Annotated in this window: 15 protein-coding genes and 1 tRNA gene; 7 read left to right on the top strand and 9 right to left on the bottom strand. The window is 64.8% G+C overall.

Features of this window, described 5'->3' with window-relative positions:
• The first annotated feature begins 457 nt into the window (after positions 1-457).
• The 6 genes from AB1Z25_RS16715 (at position 458) to AB1Z25_RS16690 (ending at position 6443) form a co-directional block, all read left to right on the top strand.
• The gene (locus tag AB1Z25_RS16715; RefSeq protein ID WP_486635739.1) at positions 458-2632 is read left to right on the top strand and encodes a primosomal protein N'; all 2175 of its coding nucleotides are present in this window, start codon (positions 458-460) and stop codon (positions 2630-2632) included.
• 7 nt (positions 2633-2639) lie between these two features.
• Positions 2640-4031 (top strand): D-alanyl-D-alanine carboxypeptidase/D-alanyl-D-alanine endopeptidase, encoded by a 1392-nt coding sequence (gene dacB / locus AB1Z25_RS16710; RefSeq protein ID WP_486635738.1) that lies wholly within the window; start codon positions 2640-2642, stop codon positions 4029-4031.
• Between the two features lie 98 nt (positions 4032-4129).
• Positions 4130-4387 (top strand): glutaredoxin 3, encoded by a 258-nt coding sequence (grxC, locus tag AB1Z25_RS16705; RefSeq protein WP_107800323.1) that lies wholly within the window; start codon positions 4130-4132, stop codon positions 4385-4387.
• Positions 4388-4519: 132 nt separating this feature from the next.
• The gene (gene secB, locus AB1Z25_RS16700; RefSeq protein ID WP_107800322.1) at positions 4520-4972 is read left to right on the top strand and encodes a protein-export chaperone SecB; all 453 of its coding nucleotides are present in this window, start codon (positions 4520-4522) and stop codon (positions 4970-4972) included.
• Between the two features lie 13 nt (positions 4973-4985).
• Positions 4986-5429: an SH3 domain-containing protein gene (locus AB1Z25_RS16695; RefSeq protein WP_107800321.1), complete on the top strand. Its 444-nt coding sequence runs from the start codon at positions 4986-4988 to the stop codon at positions 5427-5429.
• Between the two features lie 9 nt (positions 5430-5438).
• Positions 5439-6443, top strand: a complete 1005-nt coding sequence (locus AB1Z25_RS16690) for an NAD(P)H-dependent glycerol-3-phosphate dehydrogenase (RefSeq protein ID WP_107800320.1) — start codon at positions 5439-5441, stop codon at positions 6441-6443.
• A gap of 216 nt (positions 6444-6659) precedes the next feature.
• Here AB1Z25_RS16690 and AB1Z25_RS16685 read toward each other — a convergent pair whose 3' ends face one another.
• On the bottom strand, positions 6660-6980 hold the full coding sequence (locus AB1Z25_RS16685) for a hypothetical protein (protein WP_486635736.1): 321 nt from the start codon (positions 6978-6980) through the stop codon (positions 6660-6662).
• 448 nt (positions 6981-7428) lie between these two features.
• Here AB1Z25_RS16685 and AB1Z25_RS16680 point away from each other — a divergent pair, with 448 nt between their 5' ends.
• Positions 7429-7896, top strand: coding sequence for a GNAT family N-acetyltransferase (locus AB1Z25_RS16680; protein WP_486635735.1), 468 nt, complete (start codon positions 7429-7431; stop codon positions 7894-7896).
• Positions 7897-7991: 95 nt separating this feature from the next.
• On the opposite strand, the gene AB1Z25_RS16675 is transcribed toward AB1Z25_RS16680, so the two are convergent.
• The 8 genes from AB1Z25_RS16675 to AB1Z25_RS16640 form a co-directional block, all read right to left on the bottom strand.
• Positions 7992-8363, bottom strand: a complete 372-nt coding sequence (locus AB1Z25_RS16675) for a hypothetical protein (protein ID WP_486635734.1) — start codon at positions 8361-8363, stop codon at positions 7992-7994.
• Between the two features lie 106 nt (positions 8364-8469).
• Positions 8470-8559: transfer RNA gene (locus AB1Z25_RS16670), tRNA-Ser, on the bottom strand.
• A 114-nt stretch (positions 8560-8673) separates the two neighbouring features.
• A complete protein-coding gene (locus AB1Z25_RS16665; RefSeq protein WP_107800317.1) occupies positions 8674-9906 on the bottom strand; it encodes a dicarboxylate/amino acid:cation symporter in 1233 nt (410 codons plus the stop codon).
• 354 nt (positions 9907-10260) lie between these two features.
• Positions 10261-10539: a barstar family protein gene (locus AB1Z25_RS16660; RefSeq protein WP_107800316.1), complete on the bottom strand. Its 279-nt coding sequence runs from the start codon at positions 10537-10539 to the stop codon at positions 10261-10263.
• Positions 10530-10982, bottom strand: a complete 453-nt coding sequence (locus AB1Z25_RS16655; RefSeq protein ID WP_486635733.1) for a ribonuclease domain-containing protein — start codon at positions 10980-10982, stop codon at positions 10530-10532. The genes AB1Z25_RS16660 and AB1Z25_RS16655 overlap by 10 nt, the downstream gene beginning before the upstream one ends.
• Positions 10979-11761, bottom strand: coding sequence for a glutamate racemase (gene murI / locus AB1Z25_RS16650; protein WP_235087122.1), 783 nt, complete (start codon positions 11759-11761; stop codon positions 10979-10981). The genes AB1Z25_RS16655 and murI overlap by 4 nt, the downstream gene beginning before the upstream one ends.
• A gap of 10 nt (positions 11762-11771) precedes the next feature.
• Positions 11772-12863, bottom strand: a complete 1092-nt coding sequence (apbC, locus tag AB1Z25_RS16645; RefSeq protein ID WP_107800313.1) for an iron-sulfur cluster carrier protein ApbC — start codon at positions 12861-12863, stop codon at positions 11772-11774.
• A gap of 150 nt (positions 12864-13013) precedes the next feature.
• The gene (locus AB1Z25_RS16640) at positions 13014-14351 is read right to left on the bottom strand and encodes a CoA-disulfide reductase (RefSeq protein ID WP_486635732.1); all 1338 of its coding nucleotides are present in this window, start codon (positions 14349-14351) and stop codon (positions 13014-13016) included.
• Between the last annotated feature and the right edge of the window lie 140 nt (positions 14352-14491).

Genomic DNA, 14491 nt, shown 5'->3' with positions numbered 1-14491 from the left:
GTCTAAATCCGGCATCAAGCTGCTGTTAGCGCGGCCGGCGGAAAAGGATTTGTTTTTTCAACAGAAAATTTAACTTTTCCCCTGAGGCCGTCCGCGCGTCGTCGGGGTATCCTTACCTGTCCGGCCAATGGTTCTCCTGCGGCCGGATTGTATTTTTACACTGGGATGAACAAGGATATTGACAAGGCGAACCGTAGTCGTTCTCGGAGTTATGCACATTTGCTAGTCAGAGTTCAGGTTCTTGTCAAGCCGATTGCTCATGTTTTTTTGATCAATTTAAGTCTTTGAAAATAAAGAGAAAAATAATTGATTAATTTTTGCGCAATCTAACGGAAATGTTGATCTGGGGCCGTTTCGACCTCAAGGCGACAGCTTGTTCACAAAGTTATCCACAGCATCTGTGTACAGTGGCCGCAAAGCCTTGTCACAACAGCATTTGTCTTCGGGGGCGCGCCGGATGGGGCAGCAAAGCATCGTGCAAGTGGCCGTGGACGTGCCGCTGCCAGGTACGTTCAGTTACCTGACCCAGTTGTCTGTCATGGCCGGGCAAAGAGTGGCGGTTTCCTTCGGGCCGCGCCGGCTGTGTGGCGTGGTTGTCACGGATATACCTCAGCAGGGTATCGACCCGGCCAAGCTCAAGCCGCTGGAGTGCGTGCTGAGCGGACTGCCGCCGCTGCCGGCGGACTTTATGGCCCTGGTCCGCTTCGCCGCCGATTACTACCACCATCCGCTGGGGCAGGCGCTGTTCACCGCCTTGCCCACCGGCTTGCGCGAGCCCCGGGACATCGCCTTGCCGGATGAACGGCCGTACGCGCTGACGCCGCAAGGCGAGGCGGAAGCGCCGCCGGCCCGCCAGCGCGCCCGCTTGGCGCTGTGGCAGGCGCTGCAGGACGGCGCGTTGACGCTGGCCGCCGCCAAGGTGGTGACGCCGCAGGCGGGCAAGGTGCTGGCGGACTGGCTGGCGGACAAGAAGGTCCGCCGCGTGGAGCCGGAAGCCACGCCCTTGCGGGTGGCGGACAGTCCCGAACTGAACGAAGAACAACAGGCCGCGCTGGATGCCTTGCGCGGCCAGGCCGGCTACCAGCCCTGGTTGCTGCACGGCATTACCGGCAGCGGCAAGACCGAAGTCTATCTGCGGCTGATCGCCGACCAGCTGGCCGTCGGCCGCCAAGTGCTGGTGCTGGTGCCGGAAATCAATCTGACCCCGCAGCTGATCACGCGCTTCACCCAGCGCTTTCCGGACAGCCGCATCGCGGTGCAGCACAGCCATCTGGCCGACGGCGAGCGTCTGAGGGGCTGGCTGGACGGCTGGCAGGGGCGCGCCGACGTGATGATAGGCACCCGCTTGTCGGTATTCACGCCGCTGCCGCGCCTGGGCCTGATCGTGGTGGACGAGGAGCACGACGGCTCCTTCAAGCAGCAGGACGGCTTGCGCTACCATGCGCGCGATCTGGCGATCTGGCGCGCGCGCCAGGCCGGCGTGCCCATCCTGCTGGGCTCGGCCACGCCCAGCCTGGAAACCATGGCCAATGTCGAGGCCGGCCGCTATCGCCGGCTGTCCCTGAGCCGGCGCGCTCACGGCGCGGCGCGGCTGCCGGAGGTGAAGCTGGTCGACGTGCGCAGGCAAAAGCTGGCCGAAGGCCTGTCCGAGCCGGTGATCCAGGCGCTGCGCCAACGCCTGGCGCGTGGCGAGATGAGCCTGGTGTTCATCAACCGCCGCGGCTTCGCGCCGGTGGTGGCCTGCACCGATTGCGGCTGGACCAGCGGCTGTCCGCGCTGCTCCGCCAAGCTGGTGGTTCATCTGTTGGAGCGCAAGCTGCGCTGCCACCATTGCGGTTGGGAAGAAGCGGTGCCGCGCGCCTGCCCGGATTGCGGCAATCCCGACATCAAACCCTTGGGCGAAGGCACCCAGCGGCTGGAGTCCGCGCTGACGCGCTTGTTTCCCGAGGCGCGCATCCTGCGCATAGACCGCGACACCACCAGCCGCAAGGAAGCCTGGGACGAAATCTATCGCAAGGTCCATGCAGGCGAGGTGGACATGCTGGTGGGCACCCAGATGCTGGCCAAGGGGCACGACTTCGGCACCTTGTCGCTGGTGGTGGCGCTGGGCGCGGACGGCGGCCTGTACTCCGCGGACTTCCGCGCCTCCGAGCGCTTGTTCGCGCAGCTGATGCAAGTGGCGGGCCGCGCCGGCCGCGCCGACGCTCCCGGCGAAGTGCTGATCCAGACTCAGTGGCCGGATCATGAGCTATACCAAGCGCTGACGCGCCACGATTTCGACGGCTACGCCAAGACCCTGCTGGACGAGAGACGCATCGCCGGCTTCCCGCCCTGCGCCTATCAAGCGCTGTTGCGCGCCGACAGTCCCAGTCTGGAACTGGCCACCGCCTTCCTGGCCGAAGTGCGCCGGCTGGCCGAGCCGCTGGCGGCGGAGGTGCTGATCGCCGGCCCGGCGCCGGCGCTGATGGCGCGGCTGGCCAATCGCGAACGCGCCCAGCTGGTGCTGGAAGCGCCGCAACGGCAGGCGCTGCACGCTTTTTTGAACCCATTGCTGCCGCAGGTGGAAGCGGCGGCCAAACGCCATGGACGCGGCCTGCGCTGGTCGCTGGACGTGGATCCGCAAGACATGTGATCGCCCAATGAAAGCAAAAACGAAACAAACCCTGACGGCGGCTTGCCTGCTGCTGTCGGCATGGCCGGCCTGCGCGCTGGACCTGCACGGCCTCAAGCCGGAGGAGGTGGCCGTCTGGGCCGCGCCGGTGGAAAGCGGCAAGACGCTGGCCGGCCATCGCGCCGACAGCGCGGTCAACCCGGCCTCCACCATGAAGCTGATCACCAGCTGGAGCGCGCTGAATCTACTCAAGCCCGGTTATCGCTGGCATACCGGGCTGTGGTCCACCGCTCCGCTGCGAGACGGCGCGCTGCAAGGCGACCTTTACTGGCTGGGCGCCGGCGACCCGCGCTTCAACAACGACAGCCTGCTCAATCTGCTGTACGGCCTGCGGTTGCGCGGCGTGCAACGGATAGACGGCAAGCTGGTGTTGGACAAGAGCGCCTTCAAGGCCGTGTCCAGCGCCCGCGACTTCGACGAAGACGCCGGCCGCGCCTTCACCGTGGAGCCGGACAGCCATCTGACCAATCTGAAAGTGGCCTGGCTCAATTTCTACGTCGACGCCGACGGCGCGCGCGTGGCGCTGGACCCGCCGCTGGCCGGCGTCAGCGTCAACGCCAAGCTGCAGGCCGGAGGCCAGGGCGGCGCGAACGATTGCTCCGACGTGCGCCGCTACGTCAGCATCGCCAACGACGTGCGCTCGGTCACCGTCAGCGGCACCTTGCCGCCCAGTTGCGACGGCGTCAAAACCTTCGTCAACGTGCTGGACCACGACGCCTTCGCCAGTCAGGATTTCGCCGCCCTGTGGCAGGCGCTGGGCGGCGTCGGGCCCAAGGGCGCGGGGCTGGGGCGGGTGCCGGCCGGCGCGCGCGAACTGGCCGGTCACGATTCCCAGCCGCTGACCGTGGCGATCAGCGACATCAACAAATACAGCAACAACACCATGGCGCGCACCTTGTTCCTGACCTTGGGCAAGGAGGGCGGCGGCGGAGAGGACACCCGCGCCAACGCCGAGCACGCGGTGCGGCGTCTGCTGGCGGCCAACGCCATTTCCGATGAAACCCTGGTGCTGGAAAACGGCTCCGGCCTGTCGCGGCGGGAGCGGGTGAGCGCGCGCCTGATGGGGCAAGTACTGCTCAACGCCGCGCGCGGCCCCTACGCCAGCGAACTCCTGGCCAGCCTGCCCATCGCCGGCGAGGACGGCACCTTGCGCAAGCGCTTCGCCGAGCAAGGGCCGCGGCTGCGGATGAAGACCGGCACCCTCAAGGACGTCAAGGCGCTGGCCGGCTACTGGCTGGGCGCGGACGGCCGCCGGCTGGCGCTGGCGGTGATCGTCAACAGCCCGCGCGCGCCGGAGATGGGCAAGGCGATGGACCAGATCGTCGCCGATCTGATCGACCGCTTCGAGGCGTCCAAGTAAGAACGTGGCGGATTGACGGTTTCGGCGCGCGCGGCGGGAGTATACTATCGGGTTTTGCGCGCTCCTCGCCGGAGCGCCCGATTCCGCGAGAGCCATCGATGAAACCTGTAACCATGTATACCACCGCGGTGTGCCCCTATTGCATCCGCGCCAAGCAAATCCTCTCCGCCAAAGGCGTGGCCGAGATCAAGGAAATCCGCATCGATCTGGACCCGGTCGAGCGCGACAAGATGATGGATCTGACCGGCCGCCGCACCGTGCCGCAGATCTTCATCGGCGACGCCCACGTCGGCGGCTGCGACGACCTGGTGGCGCTGAACCAGGCCGGCAAGCTGGACCTGCTGCTGGCCGATTGAGCCGGCTTGCCCGCGATCAAACCGCGCGCTTGCGGGCGGTTGGCCCTGAACCGCTTTCGTGCGATGATGCAGGCCTGTTTTAACCATTCCAAAACCGGCCGCTTGCGAGCGGCCTCCGTGTGAGACAAAGAGATGAGCGAACAACAAGAGCTGCAGCCGGCGTTTTCCATCGAGAAAATTTATGTGAAGGACATGTCCCTGGAAGTGCCTAGCGCGCCGCAGGTGTTCCTGGAGCAAGAACAGCCGGAAATAGACATGCAGCTGGCCAGCGAAGGCAAACAGCTGGACGACGGTTTCTACGAAGTGACCCTGACCGTGACCGTGACCGCCAAGCTGCCGGAAAAAACCATGTTCCTGTGCGAAGTGGGCCAGTCCGGCATCTTCCAGATCCGCAACGTGCCGGCCGAAGACATCGACCCCATCCTGGGCGTGGCTTGCCCCAACATCCTGTTCCCCTACGCGCGCGAAGCCGTGTCCAGCGTAGTGAACCGCGCAGGCTTCCCGCCGGTGCTGTTGTCCCCGATCAACTTCGAAGCTCTGTACATGCAGCAACGCGCGCAACAGGCCGAAGCCGGCAACGCCTGAGGCGACGCAAGCAATGAAACGCCTCGTATATCCGCTGGCGCTGAGCCTGGGCCTGCTGTCCCACGGCGCCGCCGCACTTGAGTTTCGCTCGGTGAAGGAAACCGGCGTGGCGCTGTACGAGGCGCCGACGCTCACCTCGAAGAAACTGTTCGTGGTGAGCCGCTATTACCCGGTGGAAGTGCTGAGCAGCCAGAAGGAATGGTCGCGGGTGCGCGACGCCACCGGCGGCATCGCCTGGATTCCGGCCGCCGCGCTGTCCAAGCAGCGCTGGCTGCTGATCACCGCCGACAAGGCGGAAGTGCGCGCCGCGCCGGCCAACGACGGCCCGCTGGCCTACACCGTGCCCAAAGACGGCGTGGTGGAGCTGCAAGAGCCGCCCAAGGGCGGCTGGGTCAAAGTGCGCCACCGCGACGGCAGCATCGGCTATGCTCGTATTACCGACCTCTGGGGCTTGTAAGGGCTACGCATGAAACTGGCCATCCTGGGCGCTGGCGCATGGGGCACCGCCCTGGCCATCGCCTTCGCCCGTCACCATCAAGTCACGCTTTGGGCGCGCGACGCCAACCAGGTGGCCGAACTGGCCGCCAAGCGCGTCAATCAGCGCTATCTTCCCGATTGCCCGTTTCCGGACGCGCTCAAGCTGTCCGCGGAACTGCCGCGCGCCATCCACGACGCCGAACTCATCCTCATCGTCACGCCGATGGCCGGTTTGCGCCCCACCTTGCGGGCGCTGACCGCGCTGTCTTCGCAACTGCCGCCGCTGCTGTGGGCCTGCAAGGGCTTCGAGGCCGGCTCCAGCCTGCTGCCGCACCAGGTGGTGGCCGAGGAATTGCCGGCCAACCACCGCTGCGGCGTGCTGTCCGGCCCCAGTTTCGCCCGCGAAGTGGCTCAGGGCTTGCCGGCGGCGGCGGCCGTCGCCTCCGACGACGAAGCCTTCGCCCGGCAAGTGGCGCGCGATCTGCACAGCCCCTTGCTGCGTCTGTACGCCAACGCCGATCTGGTGGGAGTGGAAGTGGGCGGCGCGGTCAAGAACGTGATGGCCATCGCCACCGGCGTGGCCGACGGCCTGGAATACGGCATGAACGCCCGCGCCGCGCTGATCACCCGCGGGCTGGCGGAAATCACCCGCCTGGCCACCGCGCTGGGCGCCAGCCAGCACACCATGATGGGCCTGGCCGGCATGGGCGACCTGATCCTCACCTGCACCGGCGCGCTGTCGCGCAACCGCCAGGTGGGCCTGAAGCTGGCCGAGGGCAAACCCTTGCAGCAAGCGCTGCAGGAGTTGGGCCATGTCGCCGAAGGCGTGGCCACCGCCCGCGAAGTGCTGACCATGGCGGAGCGGCTGGAAGTGGACATGCCGATCACCGCCGCGGTCTGCGGCCTGCTCTACCAGGGGCATGATCCGCAGCGGGTGGTGCAGGAGTTGCTGAGCCGTTCGCCCAAGTCGGAGGATGGCGATCTGCTGCATTGAAGCATCTGCCGGGGCGCCGGCCGAATGAGAAAACGGACCGTTACTCAGAAGAGCACGGTCCGTTTTTTTATGGTGGCAGGGAATAGCTACCGCCTGTTGTTCGTGTAAAGCCGCTTTGTCATGCGGTGACTGCTCCGATAGGTGCACATGACCACGCCTGTAGCGCTCTCCTTGGCGCCTCCTTGCTTGTTTTTCAGGTCGGGGCTAGCCATCCCTTCAAGGTCGCGCCTGCAGCGCGTCCAGGCCGTGTTGCAACCACTGCTGCGCCGGTTCCAGCGTCAGGTACAGCACATTGCAGGGGCAGGGCTGTTCCTTGGCCTGCTCCAGCAGCGCCAATACCGCGCGCAGGCTTTCGTGGCCCTTGCGCAGATCGCGTATGGCGCTGCGCAGGCTTTGCTCGCGGGCGTACAGCCGGCTTTCCAGCCGTTTCAGCGAGGCCGGCGCCACGCTGTTGAACGGGCGCAATTCGGAGAGCAGCGTATTCAGGGGAAGAGAGGGAGACAGCAGGGCGCGATAGCGCCGGGTTTGGTGCGTCATCGGAAGGCTCCTATGGCTGGGCCTGCCTTCGCTGCTACGCGGGTACGGCAGGCGAATGACGAGGGTAGCAGACCGGCCATAGCTCCGGCAGGCGCACGAATGCACCTCCCCGCCAGCGCCTGCCTTTGATAAGGCGGGGACTATGGCGAGGCTATGGCTTTATGAGCTGCTACACCCAAATGCCGCGGAATGAGGCGGCACGCGGCGATTGTTACTGATTGGGGATGGAGGGTCAAGCCAGCGGCTGTTGGTGGCTTGGATGGATCTGGGTTAGGGTCTGGCTTGTTTGCCGAATGGGATTTGTAGGGAGCGACGCATGGCTGGGTAGGAGGCCCTGGGGTCGGTGTCTGGATGGAGCTCAGCGGTCTCGCTCGCCTTGATCTTGGCTTGGCCGGGCGAGGAATGGCCAAGACGAACAGGGAGTGGATGATTGTCAGGAGGTGGCGTGATGGAAGCTAGGGGGAGCAATCGCCTTGACGGGATACTGTTGGAGCCGGTGAGCGCCGGGGACTTTGAGGCCTTGGCCCGGATGCGTATCGCCGCGATGCGTGTCAGCCTGGAGCGTGTCGGGCTTTTTGATCCTGTTCGTGCCCTAGAGCGCTTACGTGTCGGATTTGAGCCAGAGGATACCTTTTTTATTGTCGGTGCTGAACAGCGGCTGGGTTTTGTCGTTTTTCAGGAGCGAGAGGGAGAGATGCACTTGGACCATCTCTATGTGCTGCCCGAGCATCAGGGTAAAGGAGTCGGTGCCTTGGTGCTACGATGGGTGCTGGAGCGCGCTGCCTCGCTACGTTTGGCGGTACGTGTCACGGCCTTGCGCGATAGTGAGGCCAATTGTTTCTATCAGCGTCATGGTTTTGTCTTGATGAGCCAGGAGCCGTTCGATAACCATTACTGTTTGCCAGGGCCAGGTTAGGTGGGGAAGGCTGGCCTCGTTCAAGATTCGCCGTCTTATCGGCGGCAAATAGGCTTCAGAGCGAGCGCGCTCAAAAGGGCTATCACTGTAGTGATTCAAACTCCGGTCTCTCCAGAGCCGTCTTGTCTGGTGCCGGTGGATGGGGCCGTACTGAAGTAGCGCCGCCAGAAAGCTTCGCGGCAGGTGCTGTTGAAGCTGATATGGCCGGGCTGGATGGCGTCGCCGGACGGCTGGCGGACGACTTCGTAACGAATCCAGCACTCGGCGCAGGCGGCCTCGGCCGGGTAATCGTCCTGTTCCGTCGTTCGCTGGATCATTGCGCCATCGTCGAAAACATAGGTGGACTGCTCTGCAACGACCGTATAGTCCTGATCCGTCCAACGGTTCCGGCTTGAGCCGTCCAGGCGCGCGCGGCGCGGGGAGGGCGCGTTCAGGATGGCGTTGACGTAGTTGACCAGATGATTCATGCGGCTGCGGCTTGGACAGGTGCGGAAGGCTGTAATGGTAGGCGCAAACGGGGCGAAGAACAAAACAAAAAAGCCCTTGATTTCTCAAGGGCTTAATTGCGTGATCTGGCGGAGAGGGAGGGATTCGAACCCTCGGTACGCTCGCACGTACGCCTGATTTCGAGTCAGGTACATTCGACCACTCTGCCACCTCTCCGACTCAGAGTGGGGCATTCTATTGGGCAAGGGATTACCTGTCAATAGCCTTGTCGCAGCTAGCCATAAAAAACGCCGCCCTGAGGGGCGGCGCGTTCAACGGAGCAGACCATGCTCAGTGTTTTTTCAGCTCGCCTTCCCACTTGGCCACCACCGCGGTGGCGATGGAGTTGCCCACCACATTGGTGGCGGAGCGGCCCATGTCCAGGAAGTGGTCGATGCCCAGCAAGAGCAGCAGGCCGGCTTCCGGAATGTTGAACTGGGCCAGGGTGGCGGCGATCACCACCAGCGAGGCGCGCGGCACGCCGGCCATGCCCTTGGAGGTGAGCATCAGGATCAGCAGCATGGAGATTTCCTGCGCCAGCGTCAGATCGATGCCGTAAGCCTGGGCGATGAAGATGACGGCGAAAGTGCAGTACATCATCGAGCCGTCCAGGTTGAAGGAGTAGCCCATCGGCAGCACGAAGCTGGCGATCTTGTTGGAGCAGCCGAAGCGCTCCAGCTGTTCCAGGGTCTTGGGGTAGGCGGCTTCGGAACTGGCGGTGGTGAAGGACAGCAGCAGCGGTTCGCGCATCATGCCCATCAGCTTGAGCACGCGCGGGCCGATGAACATCGCGCCGGCCAGGATCAGCAGGCCCCACAGGATGCCGATGGACAGGTAGAACTCCGCCATGAACTTGCCGTAGGTGGCGAGGATGCTCAGGCCTTCCTTGGCCACGGTGGCGGCGATGGCGCCGAACACGGCCAGCGGCGCGAACAGCATCACGTAGCTGGTCACTTTCAGCATCACGTGGGCCACCACGTCAATGGTGTCGATCAGCAGCTTGGCGCGGTCGCCCAAAGCGGCCATCGCGCAGCCGAAGAACACCGAGAACACCACGATCTGCAGAATCTCGTTGGTGGCCATCGCTTCAAATACGCTCTTGGGAATGGCGTGGGTGACGAAGTCCTTCACCGACAGCGCGCCGGCCTGGATGCCGCTGGTGGCGTGGGTGTCCGGCAGCGGCAGGTTGAGCGCCAAGCCCGGCTTGAGCAGGTTGACCATGATCAGGCCCAGGGTCAGGGACATCAAGGACGCGCTGATGAACCAGAGCATGGTCTTGCCGCCGATGCGGCCCACGGTCTTGGCGTCGCCCATCTTGGCGATGCCAACGATCAGGGTGGACACCACCAAGGGCGCGATGATCATCTTGATCAGGCGCAGGAAGATGTCGGTCAGGATGGAGATATTGCTGGCGAAGGCTTTGATGTCGGCTTCGCTGGCGGCGTTCTCGCGATAGAGATAGCCGGTGATGATGCCCAGCACCAGGCCGATGAGGATCAGCCCTGTGAGTTTTTTCGACTGCATTGAGAAGTTCCTACCTGTATTTGAGAGCGTTTTGATAACAACACGGCAAGTTCGCAATGAAACAATGCCGGCGCCGGTCCGGTGGAGGGAGCAGCCGCTTCGTGTGTGTCAAGGTTGCCGATGTAGTGGCCTGCCTACGTTATTGTTGTTTGATTTTATTGGCATTGCTGCCAGTTGTAGGACAGTTGTTGACCTATTTAGGGGTGGGATTATAGTGAATTAGCGAACGCTTGTCTTTGTTGTATTTCGAGTCTTGAATTTCGCAGCGGAGTGTGTGTTGCGGAAACGAATGATGATGAACTTGCCATCGGGATGAAGGGCCGCCCCGGCGCCTTGCGGCGGCGGCCCGGTGTTTCAGTGGTGGATGTCCAGCGTGACGTCGCCGCGTTCCTCGGCCACGGTTTCCAGAATTTCCAGAATGGTGGCGTAAAGGTCCACGCCCAGCGCCTTGCGCGCTTCCTCGGTTTCGCGCCAGACGATCTCGAAGGGGCCTGTCACGTCTTTGGCCAGGCTGTCGTACAGCGCGTCCAGATTGCGGCCGAAGTGGGCCGGCAGGAGCAACTGGCGGCTCAGCTCGTCAAACAGCTGGTCCAGGCTCTTGATGTGGTGCAGTTCGCAAACTTTCACTGGCATGGTGGCACCTCGATGAAGCGGTTGTAGTGGTCTACGGTGACGAAACGCTGGCCGGAACCGGAGAACACGATGCGGTAAGCGCCGCGCTTGCCCCCTTTATAGTTCAGATCGGCTTCCTGCCATTGCCCCTTGGGCAGACGTTTTTCGTAATTGCCGAAACGGTCGCCGCCTATGGATTTACCGTTGAGGCCGGGCACGCTCCACAGGCTGCGGCCGGGCTGCCAGCCGGCGTTCTTGGCCTGGCGCTTGTTGATGAATTGCGCCGGCAGCTGGCCGTTCTTGCCCAACTGGCTCAGCACCGCGCTCAGCTCGTTCTGGTTGAGCTTGTTGCCGGCTTGCTGATTGACTTGGACCGCCACCAGCGAGCATTGCGGCAAGGCCCAGGTGGCGGGGGTGGCGATCAGACAGGCCAGCGCCAACAGGCGCGATAAACGTGGAATCATTGGGCTTGCTCCAGAGGCAGGGATTCAACCGGGTGGTCGGCGCCTATCAGCAGCGGCAGGATGCGGCGCATGCCGGCGCTGTCGGCATCGGTGGTGATGAAGCGGTAGGCCGGGGCGACGGCGGGCGCGGCGTCCGGCAGCAAGGAGGCCACGCGCCGGGCGATGGCCTCGGCCGGGTCGTACAAGGCGATGCCGTCGCCGGTCAGTTCGCGGATCAGCGGCTCCAGAAACGGGTAATGGGTGCAGCCCAGCGCGATGTGGTCGATGCGCTCGTCAAGTAGCGGCCGCACTACGGCCGCCACCAGTTCGCGCGTGCGCGGGCTGTCCAGCTCGCCGGCCTCCACTTGCTCCACCCAGCCCGCGCCCACGCGGCGCAGCACTTCAACGTGGCCGGCGTGGGTGTCCAGCAGTTTGCGCACCCGCTCGCTTTGCAGCGTGGCCTGGGTGGCCAGCACGGCGATGCGGCCGGTGCGGCTCATGGCCGCCGCCGGCTTGATCGCCGGCTCTATGCCCACCAGCGGGATGGAAAGCTCGCGGCGCATGGCGGCGATGCCGGCGGTGGTGGCGGTGTTGCAGGCCACCACCAGCAGGGTGGCGCCTTGTTCTTGCAGATAGCGGCCCATTCTGACGCTGCGCTCGGCGATGTCGCTGTGGCTGCGTTGGCCGTAGGGGCAGTAGGCCTGATCGGCCAGATAGGTGATGCCCCAGCCGGGCAGCGCGGCGCGCACGGCCTTCCATACCGAAAGGCCGCCGAGGCCGGAGTCGAACATCGCGATCATGATGCGTTTGTCAGTTGTTCTGGATGACGATCTTGGGGAATTTGCCGGAGAAGTCCTGGGCTTTCTCGCCCACCTTCACCGCCACTTTGCGGGCGATGGCCTTGTACAGTTCCGCCACCTTGCCGTCCGGGTCGGCCGCCACCGTGGGGGTGCCGCCGTCCGCCGCCAGGCGGATGCCCATGTCCAGCGGCAGGGAGCCCAGCACGTCCACGCCGAAGTCCGCCGCCATCCGCGCCGCGCCGCCTTCGCCGAAGATGTGTTCGGCGTGGCCGCAGTGGGAGCAGACGTGGATGGCCATGTTCTCCACCATGCCCAGGATGGGGATGCCCACTTTCTGGAACATGGTGACGCCCTTGCGCGCGTCCAGCAGCGCGATGTCTTGCGGGGTGGTGACGATGACGGCGCCGGTGACCGGCACTTTTTGAGACAGCGTCAGCTGGATGTCGCCGGTGCCCGGCGGCATGTCGATCACCAGATAGTCCAGATTGTCCCAGCGGGTGTCGTTGAGCAGCTGTTGCAGCGCCTGGCTGACCATGGGGCCGCGCCAGACCATGGCCTGGTCCGCGTCCACCAGATAGCCGATGGACATGGTTTGCACGCCGTGGCTTTCCAGCGGCTTCAGGCTTTTGCCGTCCGGGGTTTCCGGACGCTGGCCCTGCAAGCCCATCATCAGCGGCTGGGACGGGCCGTAGATGTCGGCGTCCAGGATGCCGACGCGCGCGCCTTCCGCGGACAGCGCCAGCGCTAGGTTGGCCGCGGTGGTGGATTTGCCCACCCCGCCTTTGCCGGAGGCGACGGCGATCACGTTCTTGACGCCGGAGAGCAGCGGCACGCCGCGCTGGGCGGAGTGGCTGGTGATCAGGCTGCCCACGCGCACGCTGAGTTTGCGTTGCTCGGCCAGCGGCGCCAGCGCGGCTTCAAAGCGCAGGCGAACCGGTTCGTGCTGGCTGTTGGCCGGATAGGCCAACACCACGTCCAGCGACAGTTCGGCGTCGCTGATCTTGATGTTTTTCACCGCCTTGGCGGCGACGAAGGGTTTGCCGGTGTTGTCGTCGATCAGGCTGGACACGGCTTCCAGCACTTGAGCATCGCTGAGTGACATGCTGTTTTCGGTTCCCGGTGAGGACTGGAAAAGGCGGGTGAGCTTGGAGAGCATGGGGAGGACATCCGTTGAATCTTTGGCTGTCCGGCAGTTTACCCCAACTTGCCCGCGCTGGCATCGGCGCGGGCGGGCGGGGGCTGCCGGCCTGGCTTATTTGACCACGTTGCCGGCGACGTTGAGCACGTCCCAGGTGCGGGCGAAGGGCGGCGCGTAGCAGAAATCCATCATGCCCAGTTCGCGCGCGCTGACGCCCTTGGCGATGGCGACCGCCAGCGCGTCCAGCCGGTGCACCACATCGCCGTTGCGGCCTATCATCTGCGCGCCCAGCAGCCGCCGGCTGCCGGTTTCGTAGCAGAGTTTGACGTGGACTTCCGCCTGGCCCGGCACGTAGTTGGTGTGGTTCTTGTCCTTGACCAGCACGCTTTGGCAATCAAAGCCGGCGGCGCGCGCCTGGGCTTCGGACAGGCCGGTGCGCGCGGCGTCCAGCGACAGCACCCGCACCGCGGCGGAGCCCAGGGTGCCCGGATAGGCCTGGCGGCCGCCGGCCAGGTTCTCGCCCACCAGCCGGCCCAGCTTGTTGGCCCCGGTGGCCAGCGCCACGTAGACCGGTTGGCCGGTCAGCTGATGCGGCGCGGCGGCGCAGTCGCCGGCGGCGTAGATGTCCGGCAGGCTGGTTTCGCCGTAGGCGTTGACCACGATGGCGCCGTTGCCCAGCCGCGTAAGGCCGGCGTCGGCGACGAAGGCGGTGTTGGGGCGTATGCCTATGCTCAGCACCACCAGGTCGGCCGGGTAGTCGCCGTGTTCGGTGAGCACGCTTTGCACCGCGCCGTCGCCGCGCAGCGCGGTGACGGCCTCGGACAGGTGCAAGGCTACGCCGTGTTCGCGCAATTCCTGCTCCATCAGGCTGGTGATTTCGGCGTCGAAGGCGTCCGGCATTACCCGCTCGGCCAGTTGGATCAGCCTCACCCGCTTGCCCAGGCGGACCATGGCTTCGGCCAACTCCAGACCGATGAAGCCGGCGCCGATGATGGCGACCTCGCGCACGTCCTCGCGGGCCGCGGCCGCGCGCAGCGCCAGGCCGTCTTCCATCACCCGCAGCGTGTGCACGCCCGGCAAGTCCAGGCCCGGCAGCGGCGGGCGGATTTCGCTGGCGCCGGTGGCGATCATCAGCTTGTCGTAAGCGGCGTCGAAGGCTTCGCCGTCCGCCAGCCGGCGCACGCGCACCCGCTTGGAGGCGGGGTCTATGCTCAGCGCCTGGTGGCCGGTGTGCACGCGGATATTGCGCTTGGCGAAGTCTTCCACGCTGAATTCGGCCATATAGCCGGGCTCGTCGAACTCGCCGCCGACGAAGTAGGGCAGGCCGCAAGCGCCGAAGGAAATGACCTCGGACATCTCGTAGACGTCGATTTCGGCTTGCGGCGCGCTGCGGCGCGCCTTGGCCGCCGCGCTCATGCCGGCGGCTTCGCCGCCGATGATGACGATTTTCATAGTGTGTTCCCGTCCGGGTTGTTGCTGTGCCGCATTGTGGGGCAGTTGGCGGCTTTAATGGAAAAACCGCCTAGTATGCTGGATTTACAGGTTGTAAATAGGCATTCCCAGGCGGTTTTCAAGGCGGAGTCTCGCGCCGC

This window comes from Chromobacterium sp. HL1, assembly GCF_057418835.1.
This window is presented reverse-complemented; position numbering and strand designations above follow the sequence as displayed.